This window comes from Rhizorhabdus wittichii, assembly GCF_017607425.1.
GTDB lineage: Bacteria > Pseudomonadota > Alphaproteobacteria > Sphingomonadales > Sphingomonadaceae > Rhizorhabdus > Rhizorhabdus wittichii.
Genome location: NZ_CP059319.1, coordinates 2137104 through 2157192, shown reverse-complemented (window position 1 = coordinate 2157192; position 20089 = coordinate 2137104). Strand labels below are relative to the sequence as shown.

19 protein-coding genes are annotated in these 20089 nt (G+C 69.1%); 17 read left to right on the top strand and 2 right to left on the bottom strand.

What is annotated here, in order from left to right; all coding sequences use genetic code 11:
- The first annotated feature begins 46 nt into the window (after positions 1 to 46).
- From HRJ34_RS10225 to HRJ34_RS10210, 4 genes are all read left to right on the top strand, one after another.
- Positions 47 to 1357: an amidohydrolase gene (locus HRJ34_RS10225; protein WP_226949132.1), complete on the top strand. Its 1311-nt coding sequence runs from the start codon at positions 47 to 49 to the stop codon at positions 1355 to 1357.
- Between the two features lie 13 nt (positions 1358 to 1370).
- Positions 1371 to 2783 carry an amidohydrolase family protein gene (locus tag HRJ34_RS10220; protein ID WP_208634007.1) on the top strand — a complete coding sequence of 471 codons (1413 nt, stop codon included), beginning with the start codon at positions 1371 to 1373 and terminating at the stop codon, positions 2781 to 2783.
- A gap of 92 nt (positions 2784 to 2875) precedes the next feature.
- A complete protein-coding gene (gene hpaE / locus HRJ34_RS10215) occupies positions 2876 to 4378 on the top strand; it encodes a 5-carboxymethyl-2-hydroxymuconate semialdehyde dehydrogenase (protein ID WP_012050483.1) in 1503 nt (500 codons plus the stop codon).
- A gap of 4 nt (positions 4379 to 4382) precedes the next feature.
- Positions 4383 to 5810 carry an NAD-dependent succinate-semialdehyde dehydrogenase gene (locus tag HRJ34_RS10210; protein WP_208634006.1) on the top strand — a complete coding sequence of 476 codons (1428 nt, stop codon included), beginning with the start codon at positions 4383 to 4385 and terminating at the stop codon, positions 5808 to 5810.
- Between the two features lie 11 nt (positions 5811 to 5821).
- On the opposite strand, the gene hpaR is transcribed toward HRJ34_RS10210, so the two are convergent.
- Positions 5822 to 6280, bottom strand: coding sequence for a homoprotocatechuate degradation operon regulator HpaR (hpaR, locus tag HRJ34_RS10205; protein WP_029992503.1), 459 nt, complete (start codon positions 6278 to 6280; stop codon positions 5822 to 5824).
- Positions 6281 to 6357: 77 nt separating this feature from the next.
- Here hpaR and HRJ34_RS10200 point away from each other — a divergent pair, with 77 nt between their 5' ends.
- The 12 genes from HRJ34_RS10200 (at position 6358) to HRJ34_RS10145 (ending at position 18187) form a co-directional block, all read left to right on the top strand.
- Positions 6358 to 6993 (top strand): fumarylacetoacetate hydrolase family protein, encoded by a 636-nt coding sequence (locus tag HRJ34_RS10200; protein ID WP_226949131.1) that lies wholly within the window; start codon positions 6358 to 6360, stop codon positions 6991 to 6993.
- A complete protein-coding gene (locus tag HRJ34_RS10195) occupies positions 6990 to 7748 on the top strand; it encodes a fumarylacetoacetate hydrolase family protein (RefSeq protein ID WP_208634004.1) in 759 nt (252 codons plus the stop codon). The genes HRJ34_RS10200 and HRJ34_RS10195 overlap by 4 nt, the downstream gene beginning before the upstream one ends.
- Positions 7745 to 8071, top strand: a complete 327-nt coding sequence (locus HRJ34_RS10190) for an aromatic ring-opening dioxygenase subunit LigA (RefSeq protein ID WP_012050488.1) — start codon at positions 7745 to 7747, stop codon at positions 8069 to 8071. The genes HRJ34_RS10195 and HRJ34_RS10190 overlap by 4 nt, the downstream gene beginning before the upstream one ends.
- Before the next feature lies 1 nt (position 8072).
- Complete coding sequence (locus HRJ34_RS10185; protein WP_208634003.1) at positions 8073 to 8891, top strand: DODA-type extradiol aromatic ring-opening family dioxygenase; 819 nt, start codon at positions 8073 to 8075, stop codon at positions 8889 to 8891.
- Positions 8891 to 9283, top strand: coding sequence for a 5-carboxymethyl-2-hydroxymuconate Delta-isomerase (locus tag HRJ34_RS10180; RefSeq protein ID WP_012050490.1), 393 nt, complete (start codon positions 8891 to 8893; stop codon positions 9281 to 9283). Before HRJ34_RS10185 ends, HRJ34_RS10180 begins: the two co-directional genes overlap by 1 nt.
- On the top strand, positions 9283 to 10089 hold the full coding sequence (hpaH, locus tag HRJ34_RS10175; RefSeq protein ID WP_208634002.1) for a 2-oxo-hept-4-ene-1,7-dioate hydratase: 807 nt from the start codon (positions 9283 to 9285) through the stop codon (positions 10087 to 10089). The genes HRJ34_RS10180 and hpaH overlap by 1 nt, the downstream gene beginning before the upstream one ends.
- Entirely contained in the window at positions 10086 to 10841 is a 756-nt protein-coding gene (locus HRJ34_RS10170) for an HpcH/HpaI aldolase family protein (RefSeq protein WP_016745326.1), read from the top strand. The genes hpaH and HRJ34_RS10170 overlap by 4 nt, the downstream gene beginning before the upstream one ends.
- A gap of 227 nt (positions 10842 to 11068) precedes the next feature.
- Positions 11069 to 11650: a MarR family winged helix-turn-helix transcriptional regulator gene (locus HRJ34_RS10165; protein ID WP_208634001.1), complete on the top strand. Its 582-nt coding sequence runs from the start codon at positions 11069 to 11071 to the stop codon at positions 11648 to 11650.
- 33 nt (positions 11651 to 11683) lie between these two features.
- Positions 11684 to 12142, top strand: coding sequence for a MarR family transcriptional regulator (locus HRJ34_RS10160; protein WP_012050494.1), 459 nt, complete (start codon positions 11684 to 11686; stop codon positions 12140 to 12142).
- Positions 12143 to 12245: 103 nt separating this feature from the next.
- Entirely contained in the window at positions 12246 to 13412 is a 1167-nt protein-coding gene (argE, locus tag HRJ34_RS10155; protein WP_208634000.1) for an acetylornithine deacetylase, read from the top strand.
- Positions 13413 to 13602: 190 nt separating this feature from the next.
- Complete coding sequence (locus HRJ34_RS10150; RefSeq protein WP_208633999.1) at positions 13603 to 16533, top strand: TonB-dependent receptor domain-containing protein; 2931 nt, start codon at positions 13603 to 13605, stop codon at positions 16531 to 16533.
- Between the two features lie 133 nt (positions 16534 to 16666).
- Positions 16667 to 18187: a S10 family peptidase gene (locus HRJ34_RS10145; protein WP_226949130.1), complete on the top strand. Its 1521-nt coding sequence runs from the start codon at positions 16667 to 16669 to the stop codon at positions 18185 to 18187.
- Here HRJ34_RS10145 and HRJ34_RS10140 read toward each other — a convergent pair.
- Complete coding sequence (locus tag HRJ34_RS10140; RefSeq protein WP_012050498.1) at positions 18184 to 19107, bottom strand: LysR substrate-binding domain-containing protein; 924 nt, start codon at positions 19105 to 19107, stop codon at positions 18184 to 18186. The two genes, HRJ34_RS10145 and HRJ34_RS10140, sit on opposite strands and share 4 nt — an antisense overlap.
- Before the next feature lie 111 nt (positions 19108 to 19218).
- Here HRJ34_RS10140 and HRJ34_RS10135 point away from each other — a divergent pair, with 111 nt between their 5' ends.
- Positions 19219 to 20085 carry a pirin family protein gene (locus tag HRJ34_RS10135; RefSeq protein WP_208633997.1) on the top strand — a complete coding sequence of 289 codons (867 nt, stop codon included), beginning with the start codon at positions 19219 to 19221 and terminating at the stop codon, positions 20083 to 20085.
- Positions 20086 to 20089: the final 4 nt, after the last annotated feature.

Sequence of the window (20089 nt, the reverse complement as noted above, 5' to 3'; positions counted from 1 at the left end):
CTCCCCAGGCGGGCCTTCTCCCTTTTCAGAGCTTGTGGAGACCGTGGTGCGTTCGATTTCCCTGCTGGCGGTGGCGCTTTCCCTGTTCGCGGCGGCGCCGTCCGTCGCGGCCGACACGCCCGATACCGATCTCGACGCGCGCGTCGCCGCGGTCGAGAAGAGGGTCGTCGCCTGGCGGCGCGACATCCACCAGCATCCCGAACTGGGCAATCGCGAGGTCCGCACCTCGGCGCTGGTCGCGGCGCACCTCAGGAAGCTCAAATTCGACGAGGTGCGGACCGGCGTCGCCCATACCGGCGTGATCGGCGTGCTCAGGGGCAGCCGGCCGGGGCCGGTGATCGCGCTGCGCGCCGACATGGACGCGCTGCCCGTGACCGAGCGGACCGGGCTTCCCTTCGCGTCGACCGTCAAGGCGAAGCGCGGCGACGAGACGGTCGGCGTCATGCACGCCTGCGGCCATGACGCGCACACCGCGATGATGATGGGCGTGGCCGAGGTGCTGTCGGGGATGCGCGACCGCATCGCCGGCACCATAATATTCGTCTTCCAGCCGGCCGAGGAAGGCGCACCTCCGGGCGAGGAGGGCGGCGCCGCGCTGATCCTGAAGGAAGGCGCGCTGTCCGGCGCCTACACGCCCGAGGCGATCTTCGGCCAGCATGTCTGGCCGGGCGAGGCGGGCACCATCTCCTATCGCGCGCGCGGCACCATGGCGAGCGCCGACCGGCTGACCATCAAGGTCACCGGCAAGCAGGCGCATGGCGCGCAGCCCTGGCATGGCATCGACCCGGTCGTCACCTCCGCGCAGATCATCACCGCGTTGCAGATGATCCCGGCGCGCCAGATCAACGTCACCACCGCGCCCGCGGTGATCACGATCGGCCGCATCCAGGGCGGCACCGCCAGCAACATCGTCCCCGAGACGGTCGAGATGGAAGGCACGATCCGCACCTTCGACGCGGCGATGCGCACCGACATCATCGAACGGGTCAGGCGCACCGCGACCGACGTCGCGGCAGCGGCGGGGGCCAGGGCCGATGTCGACGTGCAAAGCTATGCGCCGCCGGTCTATAACGACGTCGCGCTGACGGAGCGCATGGAGCCGACCCTGCGCCGCGCCGCCGGCGACGGGTTGAGGACTATGGAGCTCGTCATGGGCTCGGAGGACTTCGCCCATTACCAGAGCAGGATACCGGGGCTGTTCTTCTTCCTGGGCGTCAACGCGCCCGGTGTCGGCAACGTCGCCGCGGGCGATCTCCATTCGCCCGACTTCATGCTCAACGAGGACGCGATGAAGGTCGGCGTCCGCACCATGGCCATGCTGGCGCTCGACTATCTCGCGCCCAGGGCCGCCAACTGACGGAGACCGATCGATGAAGACCTGCCGCCACCTGCTCAGCGCGACGATCCTGGCCGCCGCCGTCCTCGTCGGCGGCGCCGCGCCCGCCGTCGCCCAACAGGCCGAGGCGAGCGCCGAGCAGGCGCTGCCGACCGTCGTCATCCATGCCGGCAAGCTGCTGGCGACGCCGGGCAAGCCGCCGCTGGAGAAGCAGACGATCCTGGTGCGCGGCAACCGCATCGTCGAGATCCGCCCCGGCTTCGTCGACCCCGCGACGATCGGCGGCGACGCGCGGCTGGTCGATCTCTCCGACAAATTCGTCCTGCCGGGCATGATGGACGTCCACATGCACCTGAGCGGGTTGCAGGACATGGACCTGACGATGCAGTCGGTCACCATTCCCGATACCGAGGTGGTGCTCCATTCGGCGCGGCAGATGCGCCGCATGCTCGAACGCGGCTTCACCACCGTCCGCGACGTCGGCAACAACGGCAACGGCTTCTCGCTGCGCCGCGCGATCGACAAGGGGCAGATCCCCGGCCCGCGCCTCTATCTGTCCGGCGACATCATCGCGCGCACCTCGGGCCATGGCGCCGATCCGGTCGTGCTTCCGGAGGTCGCCCATGCGATCCACCAGGGCGAGAATGGCTGCGACGGCGTGGAGAGCTGCCGCCGCCGCGTCCGGCTCGAGGTCGGCTACGGCGCCGACCTGATCAAGATCGTGACCTCGGGCGGCGCGCGCGACGACACCGGCGAGGCGGACTCGCCGGTCCAGTTCACCGCCGAGGAACTCGACGCGATCTTCGAGGCGGCCCGCCAGCTCAAGCGCCCCGTCGCCGCCCATGCCCACAGCATCGCCGGCATCAACGAGGCGCTGAAGCGCGGCGCCCACACGATCGAGCACGGCGCCTATTACGACAGGGAATCGGTCCGCCTGTTCAAGGAGAAGGGCGCGATCCTGGTGCCGACCGCGTCGGTCGCCGACTATGGCATGCGGATGATGCAGAGCTTCCGCAACCGGATGACGCCGGAGGACTGGAAGCGGGCGATGCAGACCTCCGAATGGATGCGCGGCACGCCGGGCCGGGCCTGGCGCGACGGCATCAAGCTGGCGACCGGCACCGACATGGGCGTCAGCGCGCGCGAGACCAGCCTGCTCGAACTCAAGCTGTTCGTCGCGAGCGGGGTGCCCACCAACGAGACGATCAAGGCGGCGACGATGAACGGCGCGGAGGCGATCGGCGTGCAGGACAAGCTGGGGCAGATCCGCCCCGACTTCCTGGCCGACATCATCGCCGTGTCGGGCGATCCGATCGCCGACATCAACGCGCTGGAGAAGGTCCGCTTCGTGATGAAGGACGGCGTCGTCTACCGCGCCGAGCCCTCGCAGATCGCGAGCCTGAAGGACCTGTTCTTTCCCGCGAAGGACGGCGAACTCGCCGAATGACGGGCGAATGACGCCGCCTGTCGGGGGCGTCATCGCGCTTGCATGAACTTAACATGATAAGTATCTAGCTCGGGTTCGAATCGGAGATATTCATGACCCAGGATCGCCGCAGCGGCGCCATCGACCGCATCACCGCCATCGACGACGGATGCATCGGCCACTTCATCGCGGGGCAGGCGGTGCCCGGCGCCGGCACCACTTTCGACGTGACCGAGCCCGCGACGGGCCAATCGCTCGGCACCGCGCGCGACGCGACCGCCGGGGAGCTCGACGCCGCCGTCAAGGCTGCGAAGGATGCCTTCCCCGCCTGGGCGGCGGTGCCGGGCGACAAGCGCCGCGCCGTCCTCCACCGCATCGCCGACCTGATCGTCGAGCGGGCCGAGGAGATCGCGGCGGTCGAGTGCGTCGATGCCGGCCAGTGCTGGCGCTTCATGTCGAAGGCGGCGATCCGCGGCGCGGAGAATTTCCGCTTCTTCGCCGATCGCGCGCCGGGCGCCCGCGACGGCCAGGCGCTGCCGGCGGGCGGGCAGCTCAACGTCACCACCCGCACCCCGATCGGCCCGGTCGGCGTGATCACGCCGTGGAACACGCCGTTCATGCTGTCGACCTGGAAGATCGCCCCCGCGCTGGCGGCGGGCTGCACGGTCGTCCACAAGCCGGCCGAATGGTCGCCTTATTCGGCGCGCCTGCTGGTCGAGATCGCGCATGAGGCGGGGCTGCCCGCCGGCGTGTTCAACGCGGTCAACGGCCTGGGCGAGACGACCGGCCGGCGGCTGACCGAGCATCCCGACATCAAGGCGGTGGCCTTCGTCGGGGAATCGCGCACCGGATCGGCGATCATGAAGCAGGGCGCCGACACGCTGAAGCGCGTCCATTTCGAGCTGGGCGGCAAGAACCCGGTCATCGTCTTCGACGACGCCGATCTCGATCGCGCGCTCGATGCCGTAGTGTTCATGATCTACTCGCTCAACGGGCAGCGCTGCACCTCCTCGTCGCGGCTGCTGGTCCAGTCGTCGATCCGCGAGGCGTTCGAGGCGAAGCTCGCCGCGCGCGTCGCCAACCTCAAGGTCGGCGATCCGCTCGATCCGGCGACCGAAGTCGGTCCGCTGATCCACCAGCGTCATCTCGACAAGGTCGCCAGCTACATGGACATCGCCCGCGCCGACGGCGCGAAGATCGCGGTCGGCGGCGAGCGGATCGAGGGGGCCGGCTATTTCTTCCAGCCGACCCTGTTCACCGGCGCCGCCCAGTCGATGCGGATCGCGCAGGAGGAGATCTTCGGCCCGGTCCTGACCGTCATCCCGTTCGAGGACGAGGCCGACGCGATCGCCAAGGCGAACGACGTCGAATATGGCCTGGCCGGCTATGTCTGGACCCGCGACATGGGCCGCGGCCTACGCGTCTCGCAGGCGCTGGAGGCCGGCATGGTCTGGGTCAACAGCGAGAATGTCCGCCACCTGCCGTCGCCGTTCGGCGGCGTGAAGGCGAGCGGCATCGGCCGCGACGGCGGCGACTGGAGCTTCGACTTCTACATGGAGACGAAGAACATCGCGCTCGCCTATCAGGACCATGCGATCCAGAAGCTGGGCGCCTGATCCCATGGCGATGGACCTCGTCCGCGAGGCGTGCCTGATCGACGGCGCCTGGGTCGCGGGCAAGGACTGGATCGAGGTCGACGACCCCGCGACCGGCGCGGTCGTCGGCCGCGTGCCCGCGCTCGGCCGCGACGCCGCCGAGCGCGCGATCAGCGCGGCGGCGGCGGCCATGCCCGGCTGGGCGGCGCGCACCGCGCAGGAGCGGGGGGCGGTGCTCAGGCGCTTCGCCGCGCTGATGATCGATCGGCAGGACGACCTCGCCGCGCTGCTGACCCGCGAGCAGGGCAAGCCGCTCGCCGAGGCGCGCGGCGAGATCGCCTATGCGGCCTCCTATCTCGACTGGTTCGCGGAGGAGGGGCGGCGCGCCTATGGCGAGGTTATCCCGACCCATGCCGCCGACAAGCGGCTGTTCGTGCTCCGGCAGCCAGTCGGCGTGGTCGGCGCGATCACGCCGTGGAACTTCCCGGCGGCGATGGTCACGCGCAAGATCGCGCCCGCGCTCGCGGCGGGCTGCGCGGTGGTGCTCAAGCCTTCGGAGAAGACGCCTTTCTCGGCGCTCGCGCTCGGCGTGCTGGCGCAGGAGGCGGGGCTTCCCGACGGGCTGCTCAACATCGTCACCGGCGACGCCGCGGCGATCGGCGGCGCGCTGACCCGAAGCCCGGTCGTCCGCAAGATCAGCTTCACCGGATCGACCCGGATCGGCGCGCTGCTGATGGAGCAGTCGGCCGCGACCATCAAGAAGCTCGGCCTCGAACTGGGCGGCAACGCGCCCTTCATCGTCTTCGACGACGCCGATGTCGACGCGGCGGTCGAGGGCTGCATCGCGTCCAAGTTCCGCAATGCGGGCCAGACCTGCGTGTCGGTCAACCGCATCTATGCTCAGGCGGGCATCCATGACGCCTTCACCGCGAAGCTGGCGGCGGCGGTCGCGGCGCTCCGGGTCGGCCCCGGCACCGATCCGGCCAACGACGTCGGCCCGCTGATCGACGCCGGCGCGGTCGCCAAGGTCGAGGCGCATGTCGCCGACGCGGTCGGGCAGGGGGCGACCGTCCTGACCGGCGGCGCGCGGCTGTCGGGCAATTTCTTCGTGCCGACCGTGCTGCGCGACGTCACCGCCGCCATGGCGGTGACGCGCGAGGAGACCTTCGGCCCGCTCGCCGCGGTGATCCGCTTCGACGGCGACGCCGAGGCGATCGCGCAGGCCAATGCCTCGCCCTACGGCCTCGCCGCCTATGTCTATGCGCGCGATATCGGCCGGGTGTGGAAGGTCGCGGAGGCGATCGAGAGCGGGATGATCGGGATCAACACCGGGCTGATCTCGACCGAGGTCGCGCCGTTCGGCGGGGTCAAGGCGTCGGGGCTCGGCCGCGAGGGATCGCGCCACGGCCTGGAGGATTATCTCGAGACCAAATATCTGTGCGTGGCGCTGTGACGGCGGCGGGATCAGTCCTCGCCGAGCGGCCCGATCGCGTCGATCAGCGCGCGCAGCTCGTTCTTGAGCGCTTCGAGCCGCTCGGGGCCGAAGCGCTCGGCATAGCGGTCGAGCACCTGCACGGTCTGGCTGGCGGTATGCTCGATCAGCGCGCGGCCCGCCGGGGTGAGGGTGACGATCGAGCGGCGCCGGTCGCGCGGATCGGTCTCGCGGACGATCAGGCGGCGGTCGAGCAGCTCCTTCAGGATGCGGGTGACGCTGGGGCCGAACAGCAAAGCGGCGTCGGCCAGTGCGGTCGCGTCGATCGGCTGGGAGTCGCGGATGACGCGCAGCACGCGCCATTGCTGCTCGGTGACGCCGGCGTCGCGCAGCATCGGCCGCAGCGGCGCCATGACCGCCTCGCGCGCGGCGAGAAGGGTTCCCGCCAGCGACTGGCGATAGGGCTGAAGTTTCCGACGGGGTTCTTGCATGATGTTCCGACTGCCAGCGCTTTTTGCGGTTTACAAGTTAGCATGTTAAATAATTCGATCATGGGTGGATGGATGGCATGGTGACCGGCACGGTTTACGGGGTTGTGCTCAACGATCGCGAGGAGCGCAACAGGCTCGGCGGGCAGTTCGCGGAAGCGCCGTACAAGGCGCCGCCCGTCGCGCCCGTCGTCTACATCAAGCCGCGCGGCTGCGTGACGGGATCGGGGAGCGAGGTGTTCATCGGCGACGAGCCCGAGGTCGAGGCGGCGCCGACGCTGGCGCTGCTGATCGGCCGCGACGCGGCGAAGGTCGCGGCGGCGCAGGCGCTCGACCATGTCGCCGGCATCTGCGCGGCGATCGACGTCACCGTGCCGCACGACAGCTATTACCGGCCGGTGGTGCCGCTGCGCTGCCGCGACGCCTTCCTGCCGCTGGGCGCCGTCGCCGCCTTCACGCCCGCTTTTGCTTCGGCCGAGATCGTCACCACGGTCGACGGTGCGGTCGCGCACCGCTGGTCGCCCGACCGGCTGGTCCGCGACATGGCGACGCTGATCGCCGACCTGTCGAGCTTCATGACCCTGTCGGCGGGCGATCTGCTGCTCGTCGGCCTGCCGCACGATGCGCCGCGCATCCGCCCCGGCCAGACCGTCACCGTCGAGGTCGCGGGGCTCGCCCCCGTCACCGCCCATGTCCGCCAGGGAGACGCCCGATGAAGCGCGCCCGCATCCTCCACGGCGGCACCGCCGTCTGGGCCGAGATCGTCGGTGACGGCGGCAAGCTGCGCCTGCCCGGCGGCGCGACGGTCGACGCCGCGACGGCGCAATGGCTACCGCCGGTGACGCCGGGCGCGACGATCTTCGCGCTCGGCCTCAACTATGCCGATCACAACAAGGAACTGGGCTTCCAGTCGAAGGAGCCGCCGCTGATCTTCCTCAAGGGGCCGAACACGCTGACCGGTCATGAGGGGACGACGCCGCGCCCCGTCGACGGCAACCAGATGCACCCCGAATGCGAGCTGGTCGCGGTGATCGGCACGCCGGCCCGCAAGGTGTCGGCCGAGCGGGCGCTCGACCATGTCGCCGGCTATACGATCGCCTGCGACTATGCGATCCGCGAATATCTGGAGAATTACTACCGGCCCAATGCGCGGGTGAAGAACCGCGACCGGACGACCCCGCTCGGCCCCTGGATCGTCGACGCGGCCGACATCCCCGATCCGCAGGCACTGGCGCTCCGGACGACCGTCAACGGGCAGGTCGTCCAGGACGGATCGACCGCCGACATGGTGATGAGCGTCGCCGAGCTGATCGCCTATCTCTCCTCGACGATGACGCTGATGGCGGGCGACCTGATCCTGACCGGCACGCCGCAGGGCGTCCATTTCTGCGCGGCCGGCGATAGGGTAGTGTGCGAGATCGAGGGCATCGGCGCGCTCGCCAACCATCTGGTCGCGGAGGCGACGGCATGAGCCTCTACCAGCTCAGCAAGCTGCTCTACGAGCTCAACCGCGACGACGCGCTCAAGGCGCGCTTCCGCGAGGCGCCCGAGAGCGTCGCCGACGGCTATGCGCTGACCGGCGAGGAGCGGACCGCGCTGCTGCAGCCCGATATCGGCCTGCTCTACGTGCTCGGCGTCAACGGCCAGATATTGATGCATTATGCGGCCTTTTGCGGGATCGAATGGTCCGACTATCTCCAGCGGATGCGCGACGGGGTGAAGGCGCACGGCCCGGTCCGCGCGGGAATCTATGCGATGACGACCTCGGTCGACGAAAAGATAGCGGGAGCCTGAGATGAGCCTGGTCTTCACCGGCGTGTGCAGCCACGCGCCCGGCATCACCGGCCGTGCCGACCGCGCGCCCGTCGAACAGAAGGAGGCGCTCTACGCCGCCTTCGACGACATGCGCGCGCGGCTGCACGCCACCCGGCCCGACGCGATCATCGTCATCGCGGCCGAGCATTTCGCCAATTTCTTCATGAACAACATGCCGGCCTATGCGATGGGCATGGCCGACGGCTATGACGGGCCGATCGAGGACCCGGCCTGGCTGGCGATCCCGAAGCGGCGCGCGAAGGGCGACCCGGACCTGTCGCAGCGGCTGATCGCCGAGGTGCAGCAGAGCGTCGACGTCGCCTTCGCCGAGGAATGGCGCTTCGATCATGGCATCATGGTGCCGCTCCACTTCCTCGACCCGCACAACGAGCTGACCGTCATCCCGGCCAACATCAACTGCCAGGGGCCGCCGCTCACCCCGCTGCACCGCGCCTGGGCGTTCGGCGAGGCGCTGCGCCGCGCGGCGGATTCGGTGCCGGAACGGATCGCGCTGGTCGGCACCGGCGGCATCTCGCACTGGCCGGCGACCCCCGACAGCGGGCGGATCAACGAGGCGTGGGACCGCGACTTCCTCGACCGCTGGTCGCGGGGCGACAAGGCGGCGATGCTCGATTACACCGACGCCCAGACCTATGCCGAGGCGGGGCAAGGCGGTTTCGAGATCCGCACCTTCATCGCCGCCGCCGCCGCCGCGCGCGGCCGGGGCACCGTCCATTATTTCGAGCCGATTCCGATCTTCGCGGTCGGCTGCACCGTCGCGACGATGGAGATCGCCTGATGGCCCACGCGATCGTGGAATGGACCGCCAACCTGGCGGACGAGGCCGACATTCGCGGCCTGCTCGAACTGATCGCCGCGACGATGCGCGATTCCGGCGGCGTCTTCCCCTGGGGCGGCATCCGCGTGCGCGGCATCCGCCTCGACGATTATGTCGTCGCCGACGGCAAAGCGGACGACGCTTTCGTCAACATCACCGTGAAGATGGGGGCGGGGCGCAGCGCCGAGTTCAAGCGCGAATTCTTCGGCCGGCTGTTCGAGGCGGTGAAGGCGCATTTCGCCGAGCTGTTCGAGCGCCGCTATCTCGCCCTCTCGCTCTATGTCGAGGAGGCCGATGAGGCCGGCAGCTTCAAGCACAACAACATCCACCAGCGTTTCAGAAAGGCGGATTGATGCCGCTCGATCCCTCCATCGTCGAAGCCTGCGCCGAACGGCTTGACGCCGCCGAGCGCGGCCGCAGCCAGATCGGGCAATTCTCGCTCGCCTACCCCGAGATGACGATCGAGGACGGCTATGCGATCCAGCGCGCCTGGGTCCGCCGCAAGCTCGCCGCCGGCCGCACGCTGATCGGCCACAAGATCGGCCTGACGAGCCGGGCGATGCAGCGTTCGTCGAACATCACCGAGCCCGACTATGGCGCGCTGCTCGACGACATGCTGTTCGAGGATGGCGGCGACATCCCGGCCGATCGCTTCATCGAGCCGCGGGTCGAGGTCGAGCTCGCCTTCATCCTTGGCAAGCGGCTCGAAGGGCCGGGCTGCACGATCTTCGACGTGCTCGACGCGACCGACTATGTCGTCCCCGCGATCGAGATCATCGACGCGCGGATCGAGCGGATCGATCCGGCGACCGGCGTCACCCGCAAGGTGTTCGACACCATTTCCGACAACGCCGCCAATGCCGGCCTCGTCCTCGGCAGCCGGCCGGTCCGGCCCGAGGCGGTCGACCTGCGCTGGATCGCCGCGCTGATCCACCGCAACGGCGTGATCGAGGATTCGGGCGTCGCCGCCGCCGTGCTCGGCCATCCCGCCAAGGGGCCGGCCTGGCTCGCCAACAAGCTCGCGCCCCATGGCGAGGCGCTGGAGGCGGGGGAGATCATCCTCGGCGGCAGCTTCACCGCGCCGGTCTTCGCCCGGCCGGGCGACGGCTTCCATGTCGATTTCGGCGGCATGGGCTCGATCTCGGTGCGGTTCGCATGAACGCGCTCAAGACGGCGCTCGCCGAACGGCGCCCGCAGATCGGCCTGTGGCAGGCGCTGGCCAATCCCTATACGGCGGAGATCTGCGCCGGGGCGGGCTATGACTGGCTGCTGTTCGACGGCGAGCATGCGCCCAACACGGTCCAGACGCTGCTCGCGCAGCTCCAGGCGGTGGCGCGCCATCCGGTCGAGCCGGTGGTGCGCCCGGCGGTCGGCGATCCGGCGGTGATCAAGCAATATCTCGACATCGGCTTCCGCTCGCTGCTGGTGCCGATGGTCGAGAGCGCGGCGCAGGCCGAGATGCTGGTCGCCGCGACCCGCTTCCCGCCGCGCGGCATCCGCGGTGTCGCCAGCGCGACCAGCCGGGCGTCGGGCTTCGGCGCCGATGGCGGCTATCTCGCCCGCGCGCATGAGGACATCTGCCTGATCGTCCAGATCGAAAGCCGCGCCGGCCTCGACGCGATCGAGGAGATCGCCGCCGTCGACGGGGTCGACGCGCTGTTCATCGGCCCGGGCGACCTGGCCGGCGCGCTCGGCCATCTCGGCAACCCCGGCCATGCCGAGGTGCAGGACGCGATCGCGGGCGCGCTCGACCGGGTCCAGCGCGCGGGCAAGGCGGCCGGCATCTTCGCCCTGTCGCCCGAGGACGCCCGCGCCCGCATGGCGGCCGGCGCCTGCTTCGTGTCGATCGGCACCGACATCGGCGTGCTGATGAAGGGAAGCCGGGGCCTGCTCGACGCGCTGAAGGGCTGAGCCCGCTCCCGTCCCCGTCGTCATTCCCGCGAAAGCGGGAATCCACGGTCACGGCACATTCCGTCTCTTGCGGGCCGCCGTCCATGGATTCCCGCTTTCGCGGGAATGACGAGAAGATGGGGATGTGAATCCAACAAGATGGTTTGAAATCCAACTATTTCTTGCGGCCGCTCTTCATTGTGATATGAAGCGGACGACATCGACGTGGATCGATCGCGGGAGAAGACGTGTTGGACGACGCCGGGCGGAGAAGGATCGGGAGCAGGCGGCCGGTCGCGAAGGGCGCCGCGCGCCGCGCCGGGGCCGCGGGCGAACCCGCGCCCGTCCTCGCCAAGACCGGCGAGCTCGCGGCGACGCTGCGGCGGCAGGTCGGCTTCCAGCTCGGCCGGGCGATGGGCGCGTCCTTCCAGGCCTTCTCCGTGCTGGTCGACGACAAGGGGCTGCGCGCCGGCCATTATGCGGTGCTGCAGGTGATCTCCGACCATCCCGGCATCTCGCAGACCCAGCTCAGCCTCGCGGTCGGGCGCGACAAGACGACGCTGACGCCGCTGCTCAAGGAGATGGAGCGGGGCGGGCTGATCGCGCGCCACGACCATCCGACCGATCGCCGCAGCCGGCTGCTCGACCTGACCGCGCTCGGCCGCAAGAAGCTCTCGATCCTCGCCGCCTGCGCCGCGCGGCATGAGCGGCAGCTCGACGCGATCCTCGGCGACGGGGAGCGGGCGGCGCTGCTCGCACTGCTCAACAAGGTGGCGGACGGCCTGACGCTGGCCGGCGACGACGGGGACGAGGCTACGGACGAGGCGTGACGCGCGCTCCGCGCGGCAAGGGAAGGATGGGCCATGGTGTCGACCAACATGCCTCCATACCGCGTCTCGCTGGCGGGACTGCTGCTGGCGGCGCGCGAGGCGGTGATGGCGCCGATCCGGCCCTGCCTGCGCGACGCCGGCGTCACCGACCAGCAATGGCGCGTCCTGCGCGCGCTGTCGGACGAGGGCGCGCTCGATCTCGGTTCGCTCGCCGCGCATGCGCTGCTGCACCCGCCGAGCGCGACGCGCATCATCAAGGACATGGCCGATCGCGGGCTGATCCAGCGCGCCGTCGATCCGGCCAACAAGCGCCGCATCATCCTGCAACTGACCGAGGCGGGCGAGGATCTCGTCCATGACGCCAGCCCGCAGATTATCGACGTGCTCGACTCCTACGCCGCCGACCTGGGCACGGCGCGGCTCGCGGCGCTGCGGCGCGAGTTGCAGGCGCTGATCGACATCATCGGCAAGGAGGAGGCGCGGAGGAACTAGGCCGCCCGCGCCGGACGGCCGTCCTCCGCTCAATAGATTAACATGTTAATAGTTGGAGTTCCCATGATCCTGTTTCCCGTCCGTCCTTGCCGGCATCGCCTCCATGGGTGACTGGCTGCCGATCCTGCGGACGCTGGTGGGCTTCCCCACGGTCAGCGCGGACAGCAACATGGCGCTGATCGAATGGGTCCGCGACTATCTCGCCGGCCATGGCGTCGAAGCGCACCTGACCTTCGACGCCGCCGGGCGGAAGGCCAATCTGTTCGCGACGGTGGTTCCGGGCGACGGCGGCCTGATCCTGTCCGGCCACACCGACGTGGTGCCGGTGACGGGGCAGCAATGGTCGAGCGATCCCTTCGCCGCCGAGCTGCGCGACGGCCGCGTCTATGGGCGCGGGACCTGCGACATGAAGGGGTTCATCGCGGTGGCGCTGGCGCTGGTGCCCGAGATGCGCGCGCTCGACGGCGCGCGTCCGCTGCACCTGGCGCTGTCCTATGACGAGGAACTCGGCTGCCGGGGCGCGCCGCGGATGATCGACGACCTGGTGCGGCGCGGGGTGCGCGCGGGCGGCTGCATCGTCGGCGAGCCGACCGGCATGAAGGCGATCATCGGCCACAAGGGCGCGGGCATGTACCGCTGCACCGTGACCGGGCGCGCGGCCCATTCGTCGCTGGCGCCGACCGGCGTCAACGCGATCGAATATGCCGCCTGCATCGTCATGAAGCTGCGCGAGATCGGCCGCCGGCTCGAAGCGATCGAGCCGCGCCATGCGGGCTTCGACGTGCCCTATTCGACGATCCAGGTGAACCGCATCGACGGCGGCACCGCCGGCAACATCGTCGCCGACCGCTGCGAATTTCGGATCGATATCCGCCATCTGCCCGCGACCGACCGCGCCGCGCTGATCGCCGAGGTCGCGGCCCATGTGGCGGACGAACTGCTGCCCGAGATGCGGCTGCGCGCGCCGGAGGCGGCGATCAGCATCGAGGAGGTCGCCGACATCCCGCCGTTCGAGATCGCGGCGGACGCATCGCTGGTGCGCGAGGTCGTTCGCTCGAACAGCGTCGAGGGGGCGTGCGGCCATGTCGCCTTCGGGTCGGAGGCAGGGCTGTTCCAGCGCGCGGGCATCCCGACGGTGATCTGCGGACCGGGTTCGATCGAGCAGGCCCATCGCCCCGACGAGTTCGTCGCGATCGAGCAGCTCGAGCGGTGCGATGGGATGCTCCGGACGATGCTCGGCACGGTCATGGCGGAGGCGGATATTTATTAACATGTTAATATAAGAAGTTTGAACTAAAACGATATGATAATTTTTATCACGTATTTTCAATATCTTAATCAATTCATCATGGGATTGATAAAAAAGACTAACGTGTTAATCTTTTGCTCGACTCGGTTGGCTTGAAAAACATCGCCGCCGACCGGGGAAAAGGCCAACGATAGGCAAGGGGGTTTGGATTATGCTGACGGTTCGTGGAACATCCTCCGCTCGGCTCCGCTGCTGGCTGCTGCTCGGCAGCGCGATGCTCGGTTCGCCCGCTCTCGCGCAGGGCGTCTCGCCCGTGCCCGACGCTGCGTCGGCGCCGGCCGAGGACATCGTCGTCACCGGCTCGCGCATCGCCCGCAAGGACCTGACGTCGAGCAGCCCGCTGGTCGCGATCGCGCCGAGCGCGCTCAAGACCAACGCGTCGGTCACGCTCGACGACACGCTCACCCGCCTGCCGCAGGTGACGCCCTCCTATGGCTCCGGATCGAACGACACCTCGACCGGCGGCACGACCACGGTCGCGCTGCGCGGCCTGGGGGCGCAGCGCACCCTGGTCCTGCTCAACGGCCGGCGGCTGACGGCGGGCACCTATACCGGCGCGGTCGACCTCAACATGATCCCGACCGCGCTGATCGAGTCGATCGAGGTGATCACCGGCGGCGCTTCGGCGGCCTATGGATCGGACGCGATCGCGGGCGTCATCAACTTCCGCCTCAAGAAGAATTTCGAGGGCGTCCAGCTCGACGGCCAGACCGGCATCACCAGCCGCGGCGACGGCTTCACCTCCAGCCTGTCGCTGACGGCGGGCGGCAACTTCGCCGAGGATCGCGGCAATGCGGTGCTCTCGGTCGACTATGCCAAGCGCCGCGGCGTCAGCAACCGTTCGCGGGCCTTCTCGCGCATCAGCCGCCCGTCGGGCGCGCTGCCGTTCGGCGTCTATGTGCCGAGCGCGCTCAACCTGCCGGCCGCCGGCGCGGTCGACGGCGTGTTCGCGGGCTATGGCGTCGCGCCGGGCAGCGTCGGCCCCAACAGCAACCTGTCGTTCAACGCCAACGGATCGCTATTCGCGCCGACCAGCGGCATCAACTATGACGGCAGCGGCCAGGACATCGTCCGCCTCGGCAACGGTGTCTTCTACAATTCGACCGGGGTCAGCGGCCTCACCATCCCGCTCGAGCGCTTCGGCCTGTTCGGCCGCGCCGAATATGAGGTGGCCGACGACATCAACGTCTATGCCGAAGGCGGCTACCAGCATTTCACCTCCAGCCTGGTGTTCGGGCCCGGCTTCAACACGCTGACGGTGCCGACCACCAATCCCTTCATCCCCGACGATCTGCGCACCGTGCTGGCGTCGCGGCCGAACCCGAACGCGTCCTTCTCCGTGCTGCGCCGCTATGCCGATGTCGGGCAGCGGACGGCCGACTTCACCACCAACAGCTATCGCCTGCTCGCCGGCGTCACCGGCCGGATCGAGGCGATCGACGGCACGTTCGACGTGTTCGCCAGCCGTGGCGAGCAGACCGTCGACCGCCGCGACCACAACGGCGTCAACCTGACCACGCTGAACGCGCTGATCAACGCGGCCGACGGCGGCGCCAGCCAGTGCGCGGGCGGCTATGATCCCTTCGCGCTCAACGGCGGCGCGGCCTGTGCGACGCTGCTGCGGTCGACCACGATCCGCAACACCAAGTTCAAGCAGAATTATGTCGAGGCGAACGTCCAGGGCCGCCTCTTCTCCTGGTGGGCGGGCGACGTTCGCTTTGCGCTCGGCGCCGACCGCCGCAGCGACAGCTACGACTTCCAGCCCGACACCGGCGTCCGCACCGGTCAGATATTGGGGATCGAGGGCGTCGGCGTCCCGGCGGTCAACGGCAGCGTCACCGTCAAGGAGGTGTTCGGCGAGCTGCTGGTGCCGATCCTGCGCGATCTGCCGCTGGTCAAGGCGTTCGACGTCACCCTGGGCTACCGCTATTCGGACTATGACCTTTCGGGCGGCGTCGACGCCTACCGGATCGAGGGCGACTGGCGGGTGATCGACGCGCTGCGCATCCGCGGCGGCTTCTCCCGCGCGGTGCGCGCGCCCAACGTCTCCGAACTGTTCACCCCGCAGAGCCCGCTGACCCCGATCATCGGCGCGCCGGGCGCGCCGGGGCAGGGCGACCCCTGCGACGTGCGCAGCGCCTATCGCACCGGCGCGAACGCGGCGCAGGTCCGCGCCCTCTGTCTGGCGCAGGGCGTGCCGGGCCAGATCATCGACAGCTACACCTTCAACAACACCCAGCTCGTCGACGGCGGCATCACCGGCGGCAATCCCAAGCTGAAGCCGGAAAGCGCCAACACCTACACGATCGGCGCGGTGCTGACGCCGCGCCTGCCGTCCTCGATCCTGTCCAACCTGTCGCTGTCGGTCGATTATTACAGCATCGACCTGAAGAAGGCGATCGGTGCGATCCCGGGCGCCGCGATCGTCCAGCAATGCTATAATCTGGGTGGCGCCAATAGCGGCTATGCGACCGACAACGTCTATTGCTCGGCGATCGGCCGTAGCGACCAGACCGGCCAAATCAACCGGCTGGAATCGTTCAACGTCAATCTCGGCCGGATCAAGACGTCGGGCATCGACGTGTCGCTGGGCGGCACGATCAGGCTGGGCGACGACGCCGGCGCGATCGACCTGTCGGGCACGGTCAACTGGACCGAGAAATATGCCGTCACCAACTTCCCAGGGGCGAGGCCCATGGATCTCGCCGGTTCGATCGGCAGCTCGGCGGGCAGCAATGCGGGCACGCCGGCGGCCTTCCCCGAATGGCGCGCGCAGGCCAACCTGACCTATCGCAACGGCCCGTTCCAGGTCGGCGTCCAATATCGCTACATCGACAAGATGATCGACGTGTCGGCGATCGGCATTCCCAATTCGACCGCGATCGGCACGCCGGCCTATCATTATGTCGATCTCAACACGCAGCTCAAGATCGACGAGCGCCTCACCTTCCGGCTGGGCGTGACCAACCTGACCGACAAGCAGCCGCCGGTCTATACCAGCTTCTATCAGTCCAACACCTATCCGGGCGTCTACGACGTGCTGGGCCGCAGCTTCTACGCCGGGGCGACGGTCAAGTTCTGATGGAGGCGGGGGCCGGGACGTTCCCTTGCGTCCCGGCCCTCCACCCCGGCGACGGGAAATGATAAGCAACGGAGTGGTTATGATCGGACTGGGTCGGCGGATATCGATAGGCCTCGCAGCGGGGACGTTCGCCATGGCGGGTGCCCTGCACGCGGCCGACAAGCCGGAGGTCGCCGCGCCGAAGCCGGCGGCGGCGCAGCCGGCGAACGGCGAGGACGGCGACGTCGGCAGCGGCGCCGACGTCGTCACCCGGCACAGCGGCACCTTCCACGGCCGCGCGATCAAGTATAGCGCGACGGCGGGCCGCCTGCCGATCATGGGCCCCGACGGCAGCGTCGACGCGCAGATGTTCTTCGTCGCCTATACGCAGGACGGCGCGGCGCCCGGCACGCGGCCGATCACCTTCCTGGTCAATGGTGGCCCCGGTGCGGCGACCGCCTGGCTGCACCTGGGTGGAATCGGGCCGCGCAAGGTCCGGCTCAATCCCGACGGCTCGGTGCCCGCGCCGCCGGTGCGGTTGACCGACAATCCCGACAGCATCCTCGACCGCACCGACCTTGTGTTCATAGACGCGCCGGGCACGGGCTTCAGTCGCCTGTCGGGCGACGCCGCCAAGGGCCGCCTGCTGGAGAAGCGCGGCGACCTCGACGCCTTCGCGAGCTTCGTCCAGACCTATTTGCGCAAGAACGGCCGCTTCGGCTCGCCGCTCTATCTTTATGGCGAAAGCTACGGCTCGTTCCGCATGGCCGGGCTTTCGGACGTGCTGATCCGCCGGGGCGTGCCGATCAACGGCGTCGTGCTGCTGTCCTCGGCGCTCGACTTCGCGACCTTGCAGCCGACCAACATCAACGACCTGCCCTATCAGCTGACGCTGCCCTCCTATGCCAGCATCGCCGCCTTCCATAACCGGCTGACCCCGCCGCGCACCGACATCGACGCGCTGCGCCGCGAGGCGGAGGAGTGGACGACCAACGTCTATGGGCCCGCGCTCGCCAAGGGCAACAAGCTGCTGGGCGCGGAGCGGCAGCGGATCGTCGACGGGCTCGTCCGCTTCACGGGCCTGTCGCCGAGCGTGATCGAGACCGAGAATCTGCGCATCGACGTGCCGCAGTTCATGAAATATCTTCAGGCCGATCGCGGCCTCGTCACCGGGCGGACCGACGGCCGGCTGGTCGGCCCGCCGCCCGCCAGCGCGGTCGAGGAGCCCTTCTACGATCCGGCGATGGGCGACCTGACCCCGGCCTTCACCGCGGCGGCCAGCCAATATCTGTTCGGCGAGCTGCGCTACGATATCAGCCTGCCCTACCGCATGTATTCGCGCGACGTCGCGACCCGCTTCCGCTTCGGTCGCGGCGATGCCGACGCGGTCGTCGCGGACAGCGACCGGCAGACGCTGACCGCGTTGCAATCGACGATCGTCAAGAACCGCAACCTGAAGGTGCTGGCGATCCAGGGCCTCTACGACCTGGCGACGCCCTATATGTCGGTCAAATTCACGCTCGACCACATGCCGCTGCCGCCCGACTATGCGGCCAATGTCGAGCTGCTGGTCGTCCCGGCCGGGCACATGGCCTATGACGACGCCCGGGCGCTGCGCGAGATGAACGACGCCACCGTCCGCTTCATCGACGCGAGCGCCTTGGGCACCCGTTAGGCGACGCCCGAGGCGGGAATCCTCTTGCGCTGGGCCGCGCATTCGCCGGCGATGAAGTCGAGCAGCGCGCGGACCGACGGCAGCAGGCCGCGCCGCGAGGGGAAGACGGCGTGGACGATCTCGTTCGCCGGCCGCCATTCGGGCAGGAGCGTCACCAGCTTGCCGCTCTGAAGATCGTCCCAGACGGCGAGCGTCGGCAGCCGGACGGCGCCGGCGCCGGTCAGCGCCGCCTCGCGCAGCACCGCCATGTCGTCGGTGACGAGCCGGGGCTTGTGCCGCACCTCCGCCACGCGGCCGTCGGCATGCGCCAGGCGCCAGCGATGATCGCCGCGGGCGGGGCCGAAATCGAGGGTCGGAAGCTCGGATAGGTCGGCGGGGGCGGCGACGAGGCGGGCCGTCAGCAGGGCAGGGGCGGCGACGATGCGGATCGTGCGCTCGTCGAAGCGGCGCATCACCAGCTCGCTCTCCGCCAGCGGCGGCGGGCGGACGCGGATGGCGAGGTCGAAGCCCTCGCCGATCACGTCGACGCGCCGGTTGGTGCTTTCGACATGCAGCTCGACATCGGGGTAGAGCGCCATGAAGCGCCCCAGCAGCTCGCCGAACTGGAAGGCGAGAAGTCCGGTCGGGCAGCTCAGCCGGACGACGCCGCGCGGTTCGGAGCGCGACTGGTCGATCACGGCCTGCGCGGCCTCCGCCTCGACCAGCATCGCGACGCAGCGGCGATAATATTCCTGGCCGATCTCGGTGATCGAGAAACGGCGCGTCGAGCGCTGGATCAGCCGGACGCCCAGTCGCTCCTCGAGCAGGGCGATCCGCCGGCTGAGCTTCGATTTCTGTAGGCCGAGCGCGCGGGCCGCCGCAGCGAAGCCGCCATGGTCGACCGCCTGCACGAACAGCCTGAGGTCGTTGAGGTCCTCCATAGTCCTATGATTAGGACGCTGAGTCCCTTCTTGCAATCTTCTGTCGGGATTGGTGCGCGATTATACATGGTTTCGACAAGCGGCCTTCCCGGAAGGCACAGGAGATATGCGATGAAGACCATATTCGGCATCCACGGCAATTCCGCCCGGCATTGGGTCGGCGACGGTTTCCCGGTTCGCTCGCTCTTTTCCTACAACAGCCTCGGCGGGCAGGTGAGCCCGTTCCTGCTGCTCGACTATGCCGGCCCCCATGTCTTTGGGCCGACGACCGGCCGGCGCGGCGTGGGGCAGCATCCCCATCGCGGGTTCGAGACGGTCACGATCGTCTATGACGGCGAGGTCGAGCACAAGGATTCGGCCGGCAATGGCGGCATCATCGGCCCCGGCGACGTCCAGTGGATGACCGCGGCCGGCGGCATCCTGCACGAGGAATATCATTCCGAGGCGTTCGCCAGGACCGGCGGGCCGTTCCGCATGGTCCAGCTCTGGGTCAACCTGCCGGCGAAGGACAAGATGGCGCCCGGCGGCTATCAGGGCATCGTCGCGGCCGACATCCCGACCGTCGACCTGCCCGGCGGCGCCGGCACCGGCCGGGTGATCGCGGGCGAGCTGCTCGGCGCGAAGGGGCCGGCGCGGACCTTCACCCCGATCAACGTCTGGGACGTGCGACTGAACCGCGACGCCGACCTGACCCTCGACCTGCCCGAAGGCCATGTCGCGCTGCTCGTCGTGCTCGGCGGCCATATCACGGTGAACGGCGGGGCGGGCGCGGGCGAGGCGGAGGTGGTGCAGCTCAGCCGCGAGGGCGGCGCGGTGCGCATCCAGGCCGATGGCGACGCGGTGCTGCTGGTCCTGACCGGCGAGCCGATCGACGAGCCGATCGTCGGCTACGGCCCGTTCGTGATGAACAGCGAGACGGAGATCCGCCAGGCGATCGACGACTTCAACAAGGGCAGGTTCGCGCAAGCTGCGGCCTGACCGG